The organism is Streptomyces sp. NPDC033221 (assembly GCF_055577005.1).
The window spans coordinates 1-18647 of record NZ_JBVIQN010000046.1 but is presented as its reverse complement, the minus strand read 5'-3'; the positions used below and the strand labels follow the sequence as shown (position 1 = coordinate 18647).

Sequence of the window (18647 nt, the reverse complement as noted above, 5' to 3'; positions counted from 1 at the left end):
CCCCCGAACATCACGCACGATTCCGCCGCCGTCCTCCCCCTCCCCCCGCAACCGCCCGCCCACCGCCCCGAGGCCACCACCATGAACCCCTACCAATCCCTGCCGCCGCGCTCGTTCTGGCGCTCCGCCGTGGCCGAACCGGACCCGGCCGACATCGGCGGACTGTGGACCCCGAAATTCGCCGTCGGCCAGGACGACGTCGTCCTCACCGCCGGTTCCTGCTTCGCCCGGCACATCGGCCGCGCCCTGCTCGAACGCGGCATGAACTGGCGGGACGCCGAACCGGCGCCGCCCGGCCTGACCGAGGAGGAGCGGCGGGCCCGTCACTACGGCGTGTTCTCGTTCCGTACCGGCAACATCTACACCGCCGCGATGCTGCGGCAGTGGCTCTCCTGGGCACACGGCGAGACCGCGCCGCCCGACGAGGTCTGGACCGAGGACGGCCGCTGGTACGACCCGTTCCGCCCGTCGGTCGACCCGGAGGGGCACCCCTCGGCCGACGCGGTACAGGACGCGCGCGAGGCGACCCTGTCGGCGCTGCGCGGCGCCGTGGCCGAGGCGGACTGCTTCGTCTTCACCCTGGGCCTGACCGAGGCGTGGGTGGACCGCAACGACGGCACCGTCCAGCCGGTCTGCCCCGGCACGGTACGCGGCGCCTTCGACGACGGGCGGTACGCGTTCCACAACTTCACCTTCGCCGAGGTGCACCGCGACCTGACACACGCCATCGCGCTGGCCCGCGCCGCCAACCCGGACCTGCGCGTCCTGCTCACCGTCTCGCCGGTCCCGCTGACCGCGACCGCCACCGGCGGCCACGCCCTGACCGCCACCACGCACTCCAAGTCCGTGCTGCGCGCCGTGGCCGGGCAGCTCGCCCAGGAACACGAGTACGTCGATTACTTCCCCGCGTACGAGATCATCACCGGCTTCCCCTTCAAAGCGCGCTTCTTCGAACCGAACCTGCGCACCGTCACACCGGACGGCGTCGCCTTCGTGATGCGCCAGTTCTTCGACGCGCTCGCCCAGGCCCCGGCCGGGCAGCCGCGCGCCACCGCGCCCACCACCGCCCCCGCCCAGGCCGCGACCGGAGAGGACTTCTGGTGTGACGACGCCGTACTCGACTACTACAACCAGGGCTGAACCGGCGCCGGTCTCCCCCGCCCGGTTCCTGCTGCTCGGCGACTCGCACGCCGGGCCCGTCGGCCGGGCGGCGAAGGCGGCCGGCATTCCGTTCAGCGGCGGGCCGATCGGCGCCGGACGCGACTTCAACGCGGACTTCTTCGACGCGCGCGGCACCGACGTCGCCTTCCGCAAGGCAGAGGCGGACACGCACTACCGCCGTTTCCTGGACGAGCTGGGCATCGCGGGCCTCGGGGAGCTGGCCGTCCCGCTGGTGTGCACCTTCGGCTTCAGCGCGCACTTCATCGCGACCACCGAGAACTGGCGGATCTACCGGGTCCGCGGCGGCGGCTTCGCACCGGGCTTCCTGGAGAGCCGACTCTTCGACGACCTGGTGCGCGCCACCGTCCGCGACGCGCTCGCCTTCTACGCCCACGCCCGCGGCCTGGGCCTGCGCGTCCTGGCCGTACTGCCGCCGCAGCGGGTGCCCGGCCTGTCCGACCCGGACGTCTTCATGGCCGCGCAGGAATCGGTCCGCCGCGCGGTCACCGAGCTGGGCGTCGAGACCGTCGACCTGCGCGACCGCGTCACCGACGCGTCGGGACGCCAGCGCCCCGAACTCTGCGAACCCCACGACGTGATCCACGGCAACCTGGCCTTCGGCCGGCTCATCCTGGCCGACCTGCTGGCCCGGGGCCTGTGACACCCGTTCCCCGAACCATCCCGAACCACCCGCACCACCCCAGGAGGGGCGCAATGGAGCAGCACGCACTGGACGCCATCGAGCGCGTCACCACCAGGAAGCCGGAGGTCTACGACACGATCTCGGTGGACCCGATCACCCCGCTCACGGGCGCCGAGATCTCCGGCATCGACCTGTCCAAGCAGCTCACCCCCGGCCAGGTGGACGAGCTCCGGCGCGCCTTCCTAGCCCACCACGTCCTGGTCTTCCGCGACCAGACGCTGACGCCCGAGGACCACAAGCGGTTGGCCGGCCACTTCGGCGAGCTGCACCCGGTGGCGGCCCCGGCCGAGGACGCCGACCCGTACGTCCTGGAGCTCAGCACCACCAAGGAATCACGCGACGTGGCCGGCAACGGCTGGCACGCCGACGGCACCGCCGACGAGGAGCCCTCGCTCGGCTCGATGCTGCACATCATCCGCCCGCCGGAGGGCGGCAGCGGCGGTGACACCCTCTTCGCCAACATGCACCTGGCGTACGAGCTGCTGTCCCCGGCCATGAAGGAGTTCCTCGACGGCCTGACCGCCGTCCACGACGGCATCCTCCCCTGGCAGGGCCAGACCCCGCCGGCCGACTACGTCGTCCCCGTCAACGAACACCCCGTCGTGCCCCGCCACCCCGAGACCGGCCGCAAGCTGCTGTTCGTCAACGGCGCCTACACCTCGCACATCCCGCAGCTCACCCGCGGCGAGAGCAAAGCGGTACTGGAGATGCTGTTCGACCACATCGCGCGGACGCCGCTGCTGAACTGCCGGGTCCGCTGGGCCCCCGGCACGCTGGTCTTCTGGGACAACCGCTGCCTGCAGCACCACGCGACGTGGGACTACTACCCGCAGACGCGCTACGGGCGCCGGGTCGCGATCAAGGGCACGCGGCCGCAGGCGTGACGCGGGCGGTGTCCGCCCCGGGGCTTGGGGCCCCCGGGGCGGAGAACCGTCCCGAGACCCCGGCCCCCGGGGCGGAGAACCGATACCGCTCAGTCCGCCACTGCCACCCTCGCCAGGCTGTCCGCCAGCCCTTCCGCGAGCCGCCCGTAAGCCTCCCGCCGCCGCTCGTCCTCCTGCCCGTCGGCCACTTCCCGATTGGCCTCGGCCAGGGCATAGGCGTGCACGTACGCGCCCGGATACGCCTCGGCGTACGCCCGCGCGTCCGCCGCGGCGTACGCGGCCGCCACCGCCCGTGAATTCGCCAGCGCGTGGGCGTCGGCGAACGACCGTGCATTGGCACCGGTGTTGAGCTTCGCGTAATACTCCGCGAACTCCGCGGTCTTCTCCTCGCCGTAATCATTGGCGGCCGCATAAGCACGGGCATTGGCCGCCGCTGTGGCGAAGGCGTCGGCGTAGGCATAAGCGAGCCGGTAAACCTCCTTCAACGCCGGTTCCAGCACCGCGGCCCACTCGTCTTCCGGGGCCCGGTCCCCCACCAGCGCCCGCTCGTGCAGCCCGCGTACGGCCTCCAGTTCCGCCCCCGTACCGCCGCGCCGGACGCTCGCCGCCTCCAGCACCGGCAGCACCGTACGCACCTGCCAGTCGTGCACCACACGCAGCGGAATCCGCCCCTCCAGGTGCTCCAACTGCTCAAACACCCGCCGCGCCCAGCTCTCCGCCGGCTCGGCGCCCTGCCCGTCGAACAGCGCCGCGGCCGTCTGCACCAGCCACGCGGGCGCCTCCGCCCCACCCCCGCCCGCACCGGTGCCGTCGGCCCCGCCGGCTTCCAATTGCGCGCGAAAACACGAATACGCCTCAGCGGCGACCGGGGACGAGCTCATCAGCCTCTCCTCTTACCTTCGCAGGGGCCTTCACCGTATCCCGGCCCGCCGCCGGCCCTTTTCCACGGGATCGTCACAACCCCGCCACAAACACCCGGCAGCCACCCGTATCCGCCGCCGGACATTTTCCGCCCATGGGATGCTGAAGCGTTGGCAGTTCACGACAGTTCACGACAGGGACGGGAGAGTACGACAGCGTGGGGGCAGTGATACGACGGAGCCTGACCGGTGTGTGGGACCGATTCGCGGCATCCGACCCCGGACTGCTGCGGCTGATGGCAGGACTGCGGACGGTGGCAGCCATCGCGCTCACCCTCGTCATCCTCGCGGTCGTCGGCACCGACGTCACGCACCTCGTCGCGGGCGCCATGACGGCGATGGTCGCCACCTTCGCGATCAAGGAGAAGCAGGTACGCGGCCAGGCCGTCACCCTCGCCCTCGGCCTGCCGGTGGCGCTCGCCGCGGTCTCCCTTGGCGCGCTGCTGCACAGCCAGGTCATCGCGGGCGACATCTTCTTCGTCGCCCTCATCTTCGGCGCGGTCTACTGCCGCCGCTTCGGCGACCGCGGCACCGCCCTGGGCCTGATCGGCTTCCAGACCTACTTCGTCTCCCTGTTCGTCGGCGCCACCGTGTCCGCCCTGCCCGTCCTGGCACTGACCCTGGCCATCGCCTTCGCCTGCAGCGCCATCGTCCGCTTCACCGTCGTACCGGAGACCCCGCAGCGCATCCTGCAGTGGCTGCGCGGCGCCTTCCGCGCCCGGGTCGCCCAGCTGGTCGCCACCCACATCGAGCTGCTGGACGCCCGCCCCGACCAGCTCGACAAGGTCCTCGACGACCTGCGGCGGCACACCGCGCGGCTGCACGAGTCGGCGCTGATGATCCAGGGCCGCCTGGAGGACGGCACCCGCGACGCGGCCACCGCCGGACTGCTGCAGCGCCGCGTGGCGGACGCCGAGATAGCCACCGAGCGGCTGGGCGTCCTGCTGCTCAACGCGCGCACCGCCGAGCGCGCCGACACCCTCACCCTCCACCTGCCGCAGGCGCCGCTGCCCACGGCGAAGAACGAGATGCCGGCCGAGGACGCCGCGACCGTCACGCTGCGCCGCGACCTCAACGCCCTGCACCTGCTGGTGTCCCGAGGCGCGGCCGACCAGCCGGGCACGGCCGTCGCCCACGTACGCAACCGGCTGCTCGGCTACCGCGACGAGGACAACCTGCCGCGCGCCTCGATCGCCGTCCAGGACGTCTTCCGCGGCATCGGCGAGGCCGCCCGCTCCGTCCTGGGCCTCCGGCTCGCGCTGGACGGACCGCAGGACGAATCCGACGACACCCCCGCCACGACCCGCTCCCGCGAGGAGTTCGACGCCGAGGACGTCGCGCTGGCCGGCACCGAGGAGCCCGAGGAGGACGACCGCACGGGCCTGGAGCGCCCCACCACCCGGGCCGCGTTCCAGATCGCGGTGGGCTCCACGCTCGCCATCATCGGCGGCGAGTTCCTGTCCTCCCAGCGCTGGTACTGGGCCGTGCTGACCTGCTGGGTCGTCTTCTTGAACACCGCCTCCACCGGCGAGGTCATCATCAAGGGCTACCGGCGGCTGCTCGGTACGGTCCTCGGCGTCGTCGCCGGTGTCGCGCTCGCGGGCCTGGTGGGCAACCACACCTGGACCGCGTTCGCGCTGATCCTCCTCTTCGTCTTCGCCATGTTCTTCACGGCCCCCCTCTCCTACGCCCTGATGTCCTTCTTCGTCACGGCGATGCTGGGCCTGCTCTACACCCTCCTGAACACCTACAGCCTCGACGTCCTCATCCTGCGCATCGAGGAGACCGCCCTCGGCGCCGCCTGCGGCATCATCGCCGCCGCCATCGTCCTGCCCGTCCACACCGACCGGCGCACCGACGACCTCCTCGGCACGGTCCTCACCAAGCTCGACGACGTCGTCTCGGCCTCCGTGGACCAGCTCAGCGGCGCCCCCGCCGCCGACCTCCTGACCCTCTCCCGCGACCTGGACACCGCCCTCGACGAGCTGCGCGCCTCCACCCGCCCGCTGACCCACCCGATCAGCCCGCTCCGCGTACGCCGTCAGACCGTCCGCTACCTCATCGCCCTCCTGGAGACCAGCGCCTACCACGCCCGCTCCCTGGCGGCCACCGCCGAACTGCTCCCCTACAGCAAGACCATCGCCGCCGACCCCCGCCTGGAACGCGTCGGCCGCCGCATCGCCCACAACATCGAGACCATCACCGCCCACATCCGCGGCGACCGCACCGACGCCAAGGTCACCTCCGGCGCCACCATCATTTCCCTCCTCGAATCAGACGGCTCCGGCGCCCCGAACCCCGGCACCGTGACCTACCGCGTCCTCCGCCACCTCCAACGCCTGGACGAGGGCGTCTCCGGCCTGGCACGACCGCTGGGGGTACCGGTGGCAGGCCGCCCGGAGGGCAAGGGCCAGCGGGGCGAACGGACGGACGCGAAGGCCGTCCGGAACTGAATTCCCGTCACCGCTATCACAGCCCAGCCGTCACTGCCGCCCGACGCATCGCGTGACGCGAAGAGGCAATACGCTCGTCGCGTATCGGAGTTGCGCGACCATCGCACCTCACCCGCCCCCTCGGGGCTAGAGTGATCTTCCGGGTCGGCCCGCTCGCCCGGCGGCTTCGCCGGAACGGTCGTGGAGCGCGGCGGGCAGGTCACGAAAATGGGGGTTTTCGTTGGGGGAGCGAGACGACGGCCCACCGTGGTCGTACTCACCGCCTTGCAGGTGGAGTACGACGCGATGCGTCAGCACCTGACAGACGTACAGCAAGTCGAGTTGCCGCAGGGCACCCGCCTCGACGTCGGCCGGATACCCGGCCTCGACTGGCAGGTGGCCCTGGCCGAGACGGGCCCCACCACCACCCGGGCCGCGCTCGTCACCCAGCCCGCGATCGAGCATTTCGGCGCCGAGGCGGTCTTCTTCGTCGGTGTCGCCGGGGCGCTCAAGAACGATGTGCGCCTCGGTGACGTTGTCGTCGCGAGCAAGATCTATGGCTATCACGGCGGCCGCGAGAGCGAGGACGGGTTCAGCGCCCGGCCAGCCGTCTGGGAAGCCTCGCACCGCTTGGACCAGCTGGTGCGTTCCGCCCGTCGCAACGAGCCATGGGCCTTTCTCACCCCGGAACGTGGTTCCTCCGCACAGCCCGGCGTCCGCTTCGATCCCATCGCCTCGGGTGATGTGCTGATCGGCTTCCGGGACTCGGAGACGGTCCGCAGGATCCGGCGGCACTACAACGACGCCGTGGCCATCGACATGGAGTGCCATGGTGCCGCCCAGGCGGCCAGGATGCACGGCGCGGTGCACATGCTCGCCGTCCGGGGCATCAGCGACCTGGCCGACCCCGGAAAGGCGACGGCCGACGCGACGGGCTCACAATGGACCGTCGCGCACCACGCCGCCGCATTCACCCTGCGCCTGCTGCGCGACCTGCGTCCCGCCGGGCGGGCGCCACAGGAGCCGGCCCGGCAGCATCCGGTCATCGTGGTGTCCGGGCCCGGCCGGGACTCCGGACCCGTCGCCTGGGAAGACCGGCCGGTCATCAGCGTGGAGGGGCGCGAGTACCTGCTGTATACGGGGCCCGGGGATCTCCTCCAGGAGTCCCGGGACGGTGATGTCGTACGGCGTCAGGCCGTGGCCCGTATGACACCGGACCAGGACTCACGCGGCTCATACGTCTGGCTCCGCCAGGTCGAGTGGGAGCGGCCGCTGTCCGGGGCGGTCTTCGACCCGCTGACGGCACTTGAGCGGGAGGCCGGGCTGTGTCTCGACCTCCGGGGTCCCGATGTCGTTCAGCTGAGCCGCCGAGGGAACACCGCCACCCTGGCGCTGGCCTGGCCGGCCGACCAGCGGCACGGCCGGCCTTTGGGGACCCTGTTCGACCTGCTTCCCAAGGCGTCGATGCGCGCGGACCCGCTGCGACTGCTGTCGACCGTGAAGGCTCTCACCACGGGTCGCTGACGTCCTCGCAGGACTGCACGACGAGGGCCTCTCGCACCGGGCACTCCGGCCCATCGCGATCGTCATGAACCAGCGGCACGCCGCGTTGCGCGACTTCGGCCTCGCCACCGTGCCACCGCGTCCGGGCGAGAGCGCCGGTCCTTACCAGGCGCCGGAACAGCAGCGTGGTTCCGGCGCGCGTCCGGGGCCCGCCGTTGACGTGTACCAGCTGGGCGCGCTGCTTCAGCATGCGCTCACCGGACGTGCACCGGCCCCCGGGCGGCCTCCCTACCGTCCCTCGGGTGCCATGCCGGACAGCCTCGCCCGGGCGGTGGGCGACGCGCTGCTGGCGGACCCGGCCGCGCGCCCCGGCGTCCGCGTGCTCCGCCGTCAGCTGCTGGCCGCCATTCGTGACCTGTTGGCCGTTCCGCCCCAGCGCTGAGGAGCACCGATGCCCGTCGTCACCGTCGCCCTGCGCGCCCCGCTGGTGCTCATACCGGGGTTCACACTCGACGATCAGCTTCGCAAGAAGGCCGAGACGAGCGCGGGGCTGCCGTCCGGGAAGCGGCGGAACGGCACCTGAGCACGGCGCTCCAGTCCGCTTACGAGGCGGCCTGCGCAGCAGTCGCGACGCTGAGCGCCGTAGTACCCGGAATGACTGCTCCCACCCGGCATACGGACCCGGTCGGCGCCGCAGCCGAGCTGCGCTCTCTGCACGGCCGACTCGAACCATGGCTGCCGCTGATCACCGAACGCCGCAAACTCGCCGAGCAGTGGCACGCCGCCATCGACCAGGACCCCGGACAGCTGATCCCCGAACTCGTCCGCTACGCCCAAGTGATCGGCGCGACCTGCATCGGAGCCGCGTCGCGCCCCGAGCTCGCCGGAGTCCACTTCGATCTGGGCATCGTCGACGAGGCGGGCCAGATCGGCGTCGCGGACGCCCTGGTCCCCCTGACCCGGATCAGGCGCGGCGTCCTGGTGGGCGACGACCGGCAACTGCCGCCGTTCCTCGATTCCGATGTGGCCGAGTGGGGCCGGGACCTCGGCGACCCCGCCCTGCTCGACCTGATGTCGCAGAGCGCCCTGGAACGGCTGCGGTCCGGTCTGCCCGCTTCCCACGTCGTACAGCTGACCCGCCAGCGCAGGATGCCCGCGGAGATCGCCGACTTCATCTCCGACACCTTCTACCAGGGAGAGCTGCTCACCGAGAGAGACCACCAGCACACCGACCCGCTGTTCGGCAGCCCGATGGCTTTCGTCGACACCGGTGCACTGCCCGACCGGGTGCGCCACGAGACGAGCGGCCGGCGTGCCGAAGAACGCTTCGGCCGCAAAGACGTCCTCAACACCTGTGAGGCCCGGCTGATCGCCCGCCTCGCCGCCTTCTACCATCGGCGAGGGTCCGAATGGGTGGTGATCGTCCCCTACCTCGCACAGCGTGCGGAGGTCATCCGCCACCTCACTCCGCTGATCGGCGACTCGCAGCTCGCGGCCTCCTCGGTCGGCAGCGTCGACTCCTACCAAGGGGGTGAGCGTGAAGTCGTCCTGTACAGCTTCACCCGCAGCAACTCCCAGGGGCGGATCGGCTTCCTCAAGGAACTGCGCCGCGTGAATGTCGCCTTCACACGGGCCAAGAGCCAGTTGGTGATGACGGGCGATCTGAGCACGCTGCTCCGTGCGGACGACTCCGGCTTCCGGGCGCCGGCCGACGGTCTGCACCAGCACCTGCGCGACCGCGGCGACCTGTGGAACTACCAGGACGTCATGGGGGCGCTCGACATCGATACCCCGCTTCCGGAAGGAGACCGGCCATGACCACGGCTCCGCGCCTGATGCCGTTCCCCGAGGAGCGGGTCCTGGAGGACGCCGCCTTCGGCCAGGGCATCGCCCCCACCCGGCTCTATGCCCTGCTCCTGCCCGTCTGGGAGGTGGAGATCCGCGCCGATGTGACGGAGGGCGAGGACTACTGCCTCATCGACCGCTTCCTGGAGCGCGGACTGCGCCACGGCGCCCTGCACACCGTCGGCGAACTCGCCGCCTTCTTCGCCCTCGACCGGGCCCTGGTGGCGCAGGCCGTACGCGCCCTCACGGCGATCGGGCACCTTCGGGAATCCGCGGGGCGCCTCTCCCTGACGTTTTTGGGGCAGCGGTCCGTGGACGACGACGTCCGCTACGTGATGACCCGCCAGGACCGTCGCAAACTGTACTTCGAGGCCCTCAGCTGCACCCCGCTGACTCGGGGCCATTACGACGAAGAGGTCGTCACCCTGCTGTCCGGCGCCGCCCTGGACAGCGCGCTACGGGCCGATCGCCATCCCCGCTTCACCCCGATCCACACCACGTCCGGTTTCGACCGCACCGCGCTGGACCGCCTCAAGAACCACCGGGACCGGGCCCGTTTCAATCTGCCCGTCGCCCTGGACGCGATGGAGAGCCTGGGGGAAAATCTCGTCTTCCTCCCGGTGTATCTGGTACGCGGCGGTGGCGATCTCCTGGTCTACGGTCAGGTGGGTGCGGGCACAGAGCACGATCCGGAACTCAGCGGCCTCTGCGCTCGTACTCCGGAGCTGACCAGCGCCCTGGACAACGAGGAAGCGGCGGAAGAGGCGGACGAACGCGTGGTACGGGCCGCCCGCAGCTGGCTCCGCGAGCAGAAACTCGACACGATCGCCCCGGAGCAGGACGACGACGGTGCCTGGTTCGTCTCGTTGCCGGCCACCGCCTTCGGCGAGAAGAAACTCTCCGTATCGCGCATCGGCACCTACCGGATGGCGGGCAGCCGCTTCTTCCGCGTGTGGTGTCCGGACGACACCCTGCGCAAGCACGCTCTGCTGAAGCGGCTGGACCAGCGCCTCGGCGCGCGGCGCCGGGTGACCCGGCAGGAGGCCGAGGAACTGGTCGCCCAGCTGTCCCGCCAGCTGCGCCTGGAACCCCCCACACTCTCCCGCCTCCTCGGCGGAGCGGAAAAGACCGGATTGCGCGGCCTGGCAGCCCAGCTGGCCCGACTGGAAACGGAGCAGCAGTAATGGACAGCGGTCAGCTCATCCTCGCCGAATATGAGCAGGTCAAGCAGGAGCAGCGGGCCCGTATCGGCTTTCGCGACAACCTCACCTACGCCACCCTGGGCGTCATGGCTGCCGTCATCGGATCGACGCTGCCCCGGGGCGGTCACGCGGAAATACTGCTGCTGTTGCCTCCTTTGTCGGTCATTCTCGGCTGGACCTACCTGGTCAACGACGAGAAGATCTCAGCCGTGGGCCGATACGTACGCGAACACCTGGCCTCCCGGCTCGAACAACTCGCCTCGGAGCACGTCGACGTCTTCGGCTGGGAAACGGTGCACCGCCGTGACGCGCACCGCCGCTCCCGCAAGCGCCTCCAACTCGCCGTCGACCTGCTCACGTTCTGCGCGGCTCCGCTTGCGGCCCTCGTCGTCTATTGGCTGTGCGGCCCGGCAGAGTGGCCGCATCTCCTGGTCTCAGCGACGGAGACGGTCATGGTGGCGGGCCTCGCCGTCCAGATCGTTCGCTATGCCGACCTCGGGCATTGAAGCCAGGGCCCACTCGTAGGGGCTGCGTGGGCCGCGTTCACCCAGCCCGCTACCGGTCAGGCCTAGGGCGTTTCTGATGGATCTCCGCGGCATCGCGACTCCCCCAGCTACCGCTGGGAGGTGCCCCCAGGCACGCACCCTCGCCGCACGGCGCAAAGGGACAGGTGGCTCCGCCACATGACCCTTCACACCGCACGCCGAGCGCACGCACCGAACGCCGCTCCGTCCCCCACGGAGATCCATCAGAAACGCCCTAACCCTCACTGGGATCCGTTTCCCGACGACTGCGTCGTTTGGACGCTGCCCAGCCACAAACCGTCCCGGGCCCGGGTCATCGCGACGAAGAGCTGACTACGAGCCAGCTCCTGGCGTTCCAGCGCGGTCTCGGGCGCCTCCGCGCTCTGACGAAGAACAGTATCGTGGCACGGGAGGTAAACGCGTTTGAACTCCAGGCCCTTGGCCCGACGGTAACTGCCCAGCTTCACTGCCTCGACGCGATGACCGTCGTAGTGCTCCAGCAGGCAGACACGCATTCCTGCTTCCGTGAGGAGCCGACGATAATGGCCGATGGCCCGCATCGACGGGCAGAGCACGGCGGCGTCGGCCCGCTCCTGCGGGGACAGTTCCCGGAGGGCGGCCAGGAGCACTTGGTCGTGTTCGGCCACGCTCGGCTTCACTATGCGCTGCACCTGGCCGTCGTGCGAAATGAGGTCGACGTCCCGACGCCCCGGCGTCCGCCGGCCGTCGATATCCTCGAAGGCGTCGTCGGCGACGACCGCGAGAGCAGCGTCCAGGATTTCTCTTCTGTTGCGGTAGTTGACGCGCAACACCTGCCCCCGGCCGCCACGGATGTCGATCCCCGCGTCGGCCATTCGATAACCGCCGGGGTAGACGGCCTGCTGGCCATCACCCACCAGCAGCAGCCCGTTGGGGCCGTCGCCCGCTATGGCATGCAGCAGACGCAGCCCGACAAGCGTCAGGTCCTGCACTTCATCGATGATCACGGCGTTGTACGGCGACCGGCCGGAATGGCCGGTCGCCTCTGCCAGGGCCAGCGAGAGAACGTCATTGAAATCGTGCACGCCGCGCTCGGCGCGGATGGCTTCGTAGGCCTCGTAGAGAGCCCAGACCGCCTGCCGGTGTGACCGCCTCAGGCTGGACCGACGTCGGCGTCGTGGCACCACGGAATACTCCGTGAAGGAGGTGATCCCGCGGCCTTTGATGACGTAATCGATCTCGTCACGCCAATAGGACGGCGCAGGGTCGATGGCGGACAGGCAGCTGTCCCTGCCGACGTGCTTCCAGGCGAGGCTGAAGGCCGTCTCCGCCTTGTCGCCATGGAGCTTCACCGGCACGTCGTTCTCCAGGAGATACTCCTGGGCCCAGGAGTGCAGGCTACGGAAGTCGACCCGGTCAGCCACTCCGGGCGACATGGCCTTCAGAAAGGTACTCTGCACTCGGGGCAGGTTTTTGGCGAAGGTGACATATAAGATCCGGCCACTGGTACGCCGGGCGAGGTGGGCCGCACGGTGCAGTGCCACCACGGTCTTTCCGGTACCGGCCGGGCCGCTGATGCGTGCGGGACCCGACCAATTGCGACGCACCATGGCCACTTGGTCAGGATGCAAGAAGGTCATCCACTGCTCGATCGGCTCGCTCATCGCTTGTTCGAGCGCGGCCTCCCGCAAACCATCGACGTCGAACAGGCTGTCGGTCTCGCCCTCCTGAGATGCAGTGCGCCCTTGCACTGTCTCCGTGACCACAGGCTCCTCGTACTCGGGAAAAATCCGTTCGAGGTGATCGGAGATGGCTCGGACCTGCTCCGGGCGGAGCCGCCGCTGCTCCCGCAGCAAGGCCGGCCCCACCTCGTGCTCGCCCAGTAGAGCGATCCGACCCAATTCGGCCTTTACCCGCTGCCCGGAGAAGACCATGAGTGGCTGAACGGCCACCGGGGACAAGCCCAACGAGGACACCGCGCCCTCGGCCGTCTTCGTCACAGCCATCAGCTTGCGCGCGTGGTCGTCCCGCGGCTCACCACCGGCCCAGAGCCTTCCACCCGAAACCTCCGGGACAGCCCGCCAGTTCTTGACGTCGACAACGAAAACACCGCCCGGCCCGACCAACAGCATGTCCACATTGGCCGCGCGAGTTCCCGGCCACCGACGGTCCACGAGCAACCGCCAGCCCCGCTCGGTGAGCACCAGCAGCTGAGCCGCGACATTCCGCTCCCCCTCGCCGGCGGCCTCCCACCTTCGCGCCGTGAGCCGTGCCGCCAGCCACTGTTCCCGTAACAGGCGCTCCTGCCGCCGCGCCTCTTGCGCCTTTCGTGACGCCGAACCACCCGCTGCCATGTATCTCCCCCTCGCACACGCAGTGATGATCCTAGGGCGGTCAGCGACGCTCCGATAGTGGTGGGCGCCTTCGCGTGACGCCGCCTTCGCCGGTCGGCCATCTCGACATTCCGGCTTCGCATGCCGTCGTGAACACCGATTCCCCATCCGTGTTTCAGGGAGGCGGGGACCGAGCCGACCACCACATCCCTCATTGAGGTCATCTATGCGGGTTTCAGTTCCGCTTTGCCCTTCGTAGCGGTCACTCCCTCCTGGAGTTGAAGAAACCTTGGAAGTGAGTTTTTCGTGCCTGGGCAGGTCCCCCTCGTCCCGAGGAGCTATAGGGACTGAACAAGAGCACTTCTTTCCTCTCTGGACAGTCCGTCGAGCGGATACGGCCAAGGAGCTTCGCCAATCGACCGCTTATGGCATGACTCCAGACCGGCCTCACGCCGGTGCGGCCGGAGGCCGGTCCGGTAGTCGCTGCCGCGCGGCGGTTATCCGAGAAACGACAGCCGCACCTGCCGCTCCGGATTATCCCGATTCGTGTCCACGAAGCACACCGACTGCCACGTGCCCAGCGCCAGGCGCCCATCGACGACGGGCAGGGTCGCGTGGGGCGGGACGATCGCGGGGAGGACGTGGTCGCGGCCGTGGCCGCGGGAGCCGTGCTGGTGGCGCCAGCGGTCGTCGGCAGGGAGGAGGTCGCCGAGGGCGGCGAGGAGGTCGTCGTCGCTGCCGGCGCCGGTTTCGATGATGGCGATGCCGGCGGTGGCGTGTAACTTGCAGCCAACACGTTAGCCCATGAACGAAAGACGAACATGCCGATTGGGATTGTCGCCGTTGGTGTCCACCAGGCAGACGGATTGCCAGGTGCCCAGGGCCAGTTCTCCTCCGACTACGGGCAGCGTGGCGTGTGGGGGTACGAGTGCCGGGAGTACGTGGTCACGACCGTGGCCGGGGCTTCCGTGCTTGTGCCGCCAGCGGTCATCCGCCGGGAGGAGATCGTGGAGGGCGGACAGAAGGTCATCGTCACTGCCTGCCCCAGTCTCCAGGAGCGCCACTCCCATAGTCGCGTGAGGCGTGAAGACATTCAGCAACCCGTCCCGGCCCTGGGCGACGTCCCGCAAGAAGGTGGCGCACTCTGGGGTCAGGTCGTAAACCGTCTCGTGTGAGCCGGTTCGTACGTCGATCTCTCGCGTCGTGAAGTTCTCAGCCATGAGTTGATCTTCTCAAAGAGTGCCGACAAAACCACATAAGCAAGGCGGCCCCGCAGGTGCGCTAACACCCCGGGGCCCGACACCAGGAGCTGAAGCCTCCCAGTGCGTATTCATCGTACCCGCCATACGAACAACTTCACGGTGCTGGCCAACAGCACTATCCGTGACCGTCGCCTGTCCTTCACGGCGCGCGGCATCCTCGCTCACCTGCTCTCTCTGCCCGACGGGGCCAAGGAGGACGTTCGCACCCTGGCCGACCGCAATCCGGGTGTCGGCCGTCGGGGTGTCTCCAAGGCCGTTCAGGAGCTGGAGGACGCCGGGTACTACTTCCGGCGGACGATCCGCGATCCGGAGACGGGGCGGGTCTGGACTGAGACGTTCGTCTACGACACTCCGCAGGATTCGCCGCTTCCCGCGTCTCCGGGAACCGGTGTCCCGGTCGTAGGGAGCGCGGGAAGGCTCCCTACGGGAGTAAAGGAACCTGTCTCCAAGACTTCGGAAAAGAACCTCCCTTCCCCCTCCGTGCACAAGGTGCAGGCCCCGGCCGCTCAGGTCCGGGAGGGCTTCCAGGAGAACGGCACCGAGACTCAGGAAGCGGTCCGCGTGCTGGCCCGCCTGGAGGCCGTGGACGCCCGTCTCCGACTCTCTCAGCTCCAGGTCCAGGAGCTGGCCCCGCTGGCCGCTCAGTGGCTCCAGAACGGCGCCTCCGCCGTGGAGATCACGGACGCTTTGGTCCAGGGCCTCCCGGCCAAGGTCTGGTCCCCGGCCAGGATCGTGGCCGACCGACTGGCCCGGAAGATTCCGGCCCCGCGTCGCCAGTGGGCGGAGTTCGCCGACTGCGCCGAGTGCTGCGCCCCGCTTCCGTCCGGCCGGTCCGGCCTGTGCGCGGTGTGCTCCGGCGCCGTCCTCCATTCGGACCTCCAAGCCCTGGCCGTCGATGACGCGCCGGACCCGTCCGTGGTTGCCCGCGCTTCCGAGATCCGCGCTGCGATGCGGGCCCGTCGTCCCTCCGCCGTCTGACGGCTTCCTTCCTCCGACTTCTTTGTTTCGCACGACCCCTCAAGGACCACTATGTCTTCCGTCTTGCCCTGGTACGCCCGCCCCGCCGCCTTCACGGTCCTGGGCGCCGCCCTGATCATGTCCGCGCCCGGTGAATACGCTCTGGCCACTCTGGCCGGATGGTCACCGTGGGTGGCGTGGCTCATGCCGGTTTGTGTGTCCGTGTACGCGGCCGTGGCGGCCATGTTCGTGGACTCGCGGCCCAAGGGGGCGCCTGGCCGGGGAACGGCCGTTGTGGGGGCCGCTGGGGCCCTCGCGCTGGCCTTGGCCGCCCAGGTGACCGCGCACCTGATCAGTGCGGGGTTCGCCGTGTCGTCCGCGTGGCTGGTGGCCGCTGTGTCTGCGGTGCCGCCGGTCGTGGTCGCGCACATCATGCACATGGTGGCCAGGGCTCACGCGGTGGCCGTGGAGGAGCCGGTGGTGGCAGCCGCGGATTTCGCCGAGACGGTTACGGACGTGTCCGGCCAGGAGCCGACGAACGTGGACGTGGAGGCGGCGGACGGTCAGGAGCTGGCGGACGCGGAGGGAGACGTGGTGGACGCTCCGTCACGGCCGGCGGAGCTGTCCGTGATCGTCGGCGGGGCCGGTCAGGCGGTCACGCTCCCGGGCCTGGAGGTTGTCCGGACGCGGAAGTCCGGTCCGCGTGGCCGGACGGTGGAGGAGATTCGGGAGGCCGTGGCCGCCTTGGAGGCGGACGGCCAGCCGGTCAATGGCTCCACCCTGGCCGGTCAGCTTGGCGTGTCCGATCGGACAGGGCGCCGGTACCTGGAGGAGCTGGCCGCTGCCTAGTCCCTGATGACCGGCTTTCGGATGAGGGGTTTGAGGGCCGGTGCCGTGAAGGGACGACGTCGTGGGGTGCCGGGGTGGATGACCGGCACCCCGGCCGCGTTGAACGCGTCCGCGATCTCCTCGAAGGCGTGACCGGACAGGTAGAGGTCACCGATGGTGTGGACGATCTCCTTGACGGTCACCGGTACGGCCTTCAGCTCAATGGTCATGGCCATAGCCTTCCACCCTGGCCGCACCGCTTGACAAAAGTTGTCACCTGGCCGGGCGACCGTTCCGGAAATTGACGGAATCTGGCAGCGAAGACCCCGACCGCACGCCTCGGGGGAAGAGCGCGCGGCCGGGGCCGAGGAGGCCGCCAGCCCATGGGCACTGGTCCGGCAGGCTAGGGAATGGTGGCCTTCCACTGGCCCCTGGACAGGTGGATGGTGCCCTCCGGCGTGATGGTCAGCGGCACGCCGTAGACCAGCAGACCGCCCCTTGTGTTGAGGCGGTTGCGGATGCGCTCCAGGACATCCCACAGGCGTTGTGGGCCGCTCTGGTGGACAGTGGGAGGCTGGCCCTTGCCTCCGGTGGCGCGCGCCCACGAGCCGTCGGGGTGGACCAGCCACGCCGTGCGCTGGCCGTCCGCGTCTTCGCGGAATGCGCATTCGGTCCCGGGGGTCCGCAGTTCCAGCGTGGATCGCACCTCCCACGCCTCGTCCACGTTGAGGACCGGGTACTGGCCGGTGCTGACCTCTTCCCCGTCCTGGTTGATCTGGTCGGCGAACCGTGACACGACATCGGGCGGGTAGTCCGGGCCGTGGCGGGTGTTCATGAATCCGGCCCAGTCACGGGCAGTAGTTCCGACTGCTCCGCCGTTCTCGGTCTTCCAGGCAGTGACGATCATGGATGTTCGGGAGATCACCGTCACCAGCCGTCCGCCGGGCCGCAGTGCGGCAAGCCAGGACGCCGGGAGGGGGTTCACGGACACCATGGAGACGATCCGGTCGAACCGGCCGGGAAGCGGGCCGGTGGCGTCCACCGTGGCAATCGCGGGGTGCAACCCCATCCCTTCCAGGCGCTTGGCAGCGGCCTCGGTCAGATACGGGTCCACGTCGATGCTGGTGACCCGCGAGCTTCCGAAGCGGTGCGCGAGCAGGGCTGCCGAGTAGCCGGAGCCGGTGCCCACGTCAAGGATGTCCATGTCTTCGTGCAGCCGCCCGTGTCGAAGCATCTGGACGACCAGGCTCGGCAGCGTCGCAGACGAGGTGGGTACCCCCTTGGGGGCCTCATCCGGTTTGGCGTGGTCGGCGTGGAGCGAGCCCACGCGCGTGATCTTCGAGTGGTTCGCGTATGCCGACTGTTCCCACGCTTCGGGGTCGGCAGTCCCGTCTTTGAGGGCCCACCTCCCGTCGGGGCCGGGAGCCCACCACCGGGGGATCAGCTCGTGGCGGGGGACGCTCGCCACTGGCGTGCGCCACCGCGAGTCCGGATCGGTCACTGTGGCCGCCAGTCGCGCTGCCGCGCGTTGCCACTCCATAGGTCAACTCTCCTAGTCCGTGGGGTCGCAGGCTTGGTTCGAGGGGTCGCACCCTTCGGAGTCGTTGGGTGAGCAGACACCGCATACGCCACAGATTGCACCTTTCCGACGTGGCATGGGGATGTGCTCCACCAGGCGGTTCCACTCCGTGCTCCACAGCAGTTGGGCCAGGGGCCGTTCGCGGACGTTGCCCACGGGGAAGTTGCGGGAGAGGACACAACCGGTGAGGTCACCGTTGGGAAGGACGGCGGCCCGGCCGTGCGTGCAGTGGCCGCACAGCTCATCCAGGGATGGGGCCTGGCCCGGCAGCATGGCCCGGCCGACGGCGCGTACCCGGTCCGTCTTGATCCGGCGAACGCCCATGGCTTCCAGTTCGGCGCGGCCCTCGGCTACGCGCTGACCGGGCAGCACGTCCACCATGCCGACGCGCAGACTGATGCCCCGTGCAAGGGCCTCGCGGATGTTGGCGCGGGTGCGCTCTTCTCCGAACTACTGACCTTCAAAGCGTGGTGTCTCAGGGGCTGACAGTTGATGGTCGCGGCGGTATGCCGTCTGCATGAGGTATGCGCAGGGT

18 protein-coding genes and 1 pseudogene are annotated in these 18647 nt (G+C 69.7%); 12 read left to right on the top strand and 7 right to left on the bottom strand.

The features are described 5' to 3' along the window. Positions 1–81 precede the first annotated feature (81 nt). The 3 genes from ACZ53K_RS37955 to ACZ53K_RS37945 are packed head-to-tail and all read left to right on the top strand — an operon-like array spanning position 82 to position 2748. Positions 82–1140, top strand: a complete 1059-nt coding sequence (locus ACZ53K_RS37955; protein WP_468846270.1) for a GSCFA domain-containing protein — start codon at positions 82–84, stop codon at positions 1138–1140. Next, positions 1103–1822 (top strand): hypothetical protein, encoded by a 720-nt coding sequence (locus ACZ53K_RS37950; RefSeq protein ID WP_468846267.1) that lies wholly within the window; start codon positions 1103–1105, stop codon positions 1820–1822. Before ACZ53K_RS37955 ends, ACZ53K_RS37950 begins: the two co-directional genes overlap by 38 nt. Positions 1823–1875: 53 nt before the next feature. After that, positions 1876–2748 carry a TauD/TfdA dioxygenase family protein gene (locus ACZ53K_RS37945; protein ID WP_468846265.1) on the top strand — a complete coding sequence of 291 codons (873 nt, stop codon included), beginning with the start codon at positions 1876–1878 and terminating at the stop codon, positions 2746–2748. An 89-nt stretch (positions 2749–2837) separates the two neighbouring features. On the opposite strand, the gene ACZ53K_RS37940 is transcribed toward ACZ53K_RS37945, so the two are convergent. Beyond that, positions 2838–3629 carry a SpcZ gene (locus ACZ53K_RS37940; RefSeq protein WP_468846263.1) on the bottom strand — a complete coding sequence of 264 codons (792 nt, stop codon included), beginning with the start codon at positions 3627–3629 and terminating at the stop codon, positions 2838–2840. Between the two features lie 275 nt (positions 3630–3904). Here ACZ53K_RS37940 and ACZ53K_RS37935 point away from each other — a divergent pair, with 275 nt between their 5' ends. From ACZ53K_RS37935 to ACZ53K_RS37905, 7 genes are all read left to right on the top strand, one after another. Then, a complete protein-coding gene (locus ACZ53K_RS37935; RefSeq protein WP_468846324.1) occupies positions 3905–6121 on the top strand; it encodes an FUSC family protein in 2217 nt (738 codons plus the stop codon). 246 nt (positions 6122–6367) lie between these two features. Next, the gene (locus ACZ53K_RS37930) at positions 6368–7624 is read left to right on the top strand and encodes a 5'-methylthioadenosine/S-adenosylhomocysteine nucleosidase family protein (protein WP_468846261.1); all 1257 of its coding nucleotides are present in this window, start codon (positions 6368–6370) and stop codon (positions 7622–7624) included. Positions 7625–7688: 64 nt separating this feature from the next. Further along, complete coding sequence (locus ACZ53K_RS37925; RefSeq protein WP_468846259.1) at positions 7689–8045, top strand: protein kinase family protein; 357 nt, start codon at positions 7689–7691, stop codon at positions 8043–8045. Positions 8046–8054: 9 nt separating this feature from the next. Next, on the top strand, positions 8055–8186 hold the full coding sequence (locus ACZ53K_RS37920; RefSeq protein WP_468846257.1) for a hypothetical protein: 132 nt from the start codon (positions 8055–8057) through the stop codon (positions 8184–8186). Next, on the top strand, positions 8183–9421 hold the full coding sequence (locus tag ACZ53K_RS37915; protein ID WP_468846321.1) for a DEAD/DEAH box helicase: 1239 nt from the start codon (positions 8183–8185) through the stop codon (positions 9419–9421). The genes ACZ53K_RS37920 and ACZ53K_RS37915 overlap by 4 nt, the downstream gene beginning before the upstream one ends. Next, positions 9418–10632: a hypothetical protein gene (locus ACZ53K_RS37910; RefSeq protein WP_468846254.1), complete on the top strand. Its 1215-nt coding sequence runs from the start codon at positions 9418–9420 to the stop codon at positions 10630–10632. The genes ACZ53K_RS37915 and ACZ53K_RS37910 overlap by 4 nt, the downstream gene beginning before the upstream one ends. Then, positions 10632–11156 carry a hypothetical protein gene (locus ACZ53K_RS37905; protein ID WP_468846252.1) on the top strand — a complete coding sequence of 175 codons (525 nt, stop codon included), beginning with the start codon at positions 10632–10634 and terminating at the stop codon, positions 11154–11156. The genes ACZ53K_RS37910 and ACZ53K_RS37905 overlap by 1 nt, the downstream gene beginning before the upstream one ends. Before the next feature lie 260 nt (positions 11157–11416). Here the strand turns inward: ACZ53K_RS37905 and ACZ53K_RS37900 are convergent, their stop codons facing one another. From ACZ53K_RS37900 to ACZ53K_RS37890, 3 genes and pseudogenes are all read right to left on the bottom strand, one after another. Then, positions 11417–13507, bottom strand: a complete 2091-nt coding sequence (locus ACZ53K_RS37900; RefSeq protein WP_468846250.1) for a nuclease-related domain-containing DEAD/DEAH box helicase — start codon at positions 13505–13507, stop codon at positions 11417–11419. Between the two features lie 476 nt (positions 13508–13983). Further along, positions 13984–14265: pseudogene (locus ACZ53K_RS37895) on the bottom strand (YjbQ family protein); the annotation flags it as partial. A gap of 18 nt (positions 14266–14283) precedes the next feature. Next, the gene (locus ACZ53K_RS37890; protein WP_468846247.1) at positions 14284–14706 is read right to left on the bottom strand and encodes a YjbQ family protein; all 423 of its coding nucleotides are present in this window, start codon (positions 14704–14706) and stop codon (positions 14284–14286) included. A gap of 102 nt (positions 14707–14808) precedes the next feature. On the opposite strand from ACZ53K_RS37890, the gene ACZ53K_RS37885 reads away from it, so the two are divergent. Further along, the gene (locus ACZ53K_RS37885; protein WP_468846244.1) at positions 14809–15726 is read left to right on the top strand and encodes a hypothetical protein; all 918 of its coding nucleotides are present in this window, start codon (positions 14809–14811) and stop codon (positions 15724–15726) included. A gap of 51 nt (positions 15727–15777) precedes the next feature. After that, the gene (locus ACZ53K_RS37880) at positions 15778–16554 is read left to right on the top strand and encodes a hypothetical protein (protein WP_468846242.1); all 777 of its coding nucleotides are present in this window, start codon (positions 15778–15780) and stop codon (positions 16552–16554) included. Here ACZ53K_RS37880 and ACZ53K_RS37875 read toward each other — a convergent pair. The 3 genes from ACZ53K_RS37875 to ACZ53K_RS37865 all read right to left on the bottom strand — a co-directional run bounded on the left by ACZ53K_RS37875 (position 16551) and on the right by ACZ53K_RS37865 (position 18493). After that, positions 16551–16763, bottom strand: a complete 213-nt coding sequence (locus tag ACZ53K_RS37875; RefSeq protein ID WP_468846240.1) for a hypothetical protein — start codon at positions 16761–16763, stop codon at positions 16551–16553. The two genes, ACZ53K_RS37880 and ACZ53K_RS37875, sit on opposite strands and share 4 nt — an antisense overlap. A gap of 173 nt (positions 16764–16936) precedes the next feature. Then, positions 16937–18073: a methyltransferase domain-containing protein gene (locus ACZ53K_RS37870; RefSeq protein WP_468846238.1), complete on the bottom strand. Its 1137-nt coding sequence runs from the start codon at positions 18071–18073 to the stop codon at positions 16937–16939. 12 nt (positions 18074–18085) lie between these two features. Continuing rightward, complete coding sequence (locus ACZ53K_RS37865; protein WP_468846236.1) at positions 18086–18493, bottom strand: SPASM domain-containing protein; 408 nt, start codon at positions 18491–18493, stop codon at positions 18086–18088. Between the last annotated feature and the right edge of the window lie 154 nt (positions 18494–18647).

Coding starts and splice junctions, on each gene's coding strand:
- ACZ53K_RS37955 (WP_468846270.1), top strand. CDS start 82: ATGAACCCCTACCAATCCCTGCCGCCGCGCTCGTTCTGGCGCTCCGCC.
- ACZ53K_RS37945 (WP_468846265.1), top strand. CDS start 1,876: ATGGAGCAGCACGCACTGGACGCCATCGAGCGCGTCACCACCAGGAAG.
- ACZ53K_RS37940 (WP_468846263.1), bottom strand. CDS start 3,629: ATGAGCTCGTCCCCGGTCGCCGCTGAGGCGTATTCGTGTTTTCGCGCG.
- ACZ53K_RS37935 (WP_468846324.1), top strand. CDS start 3,905: ATGGCAGGACTGCGGACGGTGGCAGCCATCGCGCTCACCCTCGTCATC.
- ACZ53K_RS37925 (WP_468846259.1), top strand. CDS start 7,689: ATGAACCAGCGGCACGCCGCGTTGCGCGACTTCGGCCTCGCCACCGTG.
- ACZ53K_RS37920 (WP_468846257.1), top strand. CDS start 8,055: ATGCCCGTCGTCACCGTCGCCCTGCGCGCCCCGCTGGTGCTCATACCG.
- ACZ53K_RS37910 (WP_468846254.1), top strand. CDS start 9,418: ATGACCACGGCTCCGCGCCTGATGCCGTTCCCCGAGGAGCGGGTCCTG.
- ACZ53K_RS37905 (WP_468846252.1), top strand. CDS start 10,632: ATGGACAGCGGTCAGCTCATCCTCGCCGAATATGAGCAGGTCAAGCAG.
- ACZ53K_RS37900 (WP_468846250.1), bottom strand. CDS start 13,507: ATGGCAGCGGGTGGTTCGGCGTCACGAAAGGCGCAAGAGGCGCGGCGG.
- ACZ53K_RS37890 (WP_468846247.1), bottom strand. CDS start 14,706: ATGGCTGAGAACTTCACGACGCGAGAGATCGACGTACGAACCGGCTCA.
- ACZ53K_RS37880 (WP_468846242.1), top strand. CDS start 15,778: ATGTCTTCCGTCTTGCCCTGGTACGCCCGCCCCGCCGCCTTCACGGTC.
- ACZ53K_RS37875 (WP_468846240.1), bottom strand. CDS start 16,763: ATGACCATTGAGCTGAAGGCCGTACCGGTGACCGTCAAGGAGATCGTC.
- ACZ53K_RS37870 (WP_468846238.1), bottom strand. CDS start 18,073: ATGGAGTGGCAACGCGCGGCAGCGCGACTGGCGGCCACAGTGACCGAT.
- ACZ53K_RS37865 (WP_468846236.1), bottom strand. CDS start 18,493: ATGGTGGACGTGCTGCCCGGTCAGCGCGTAGCCGAGGGCCGCGCCGAA.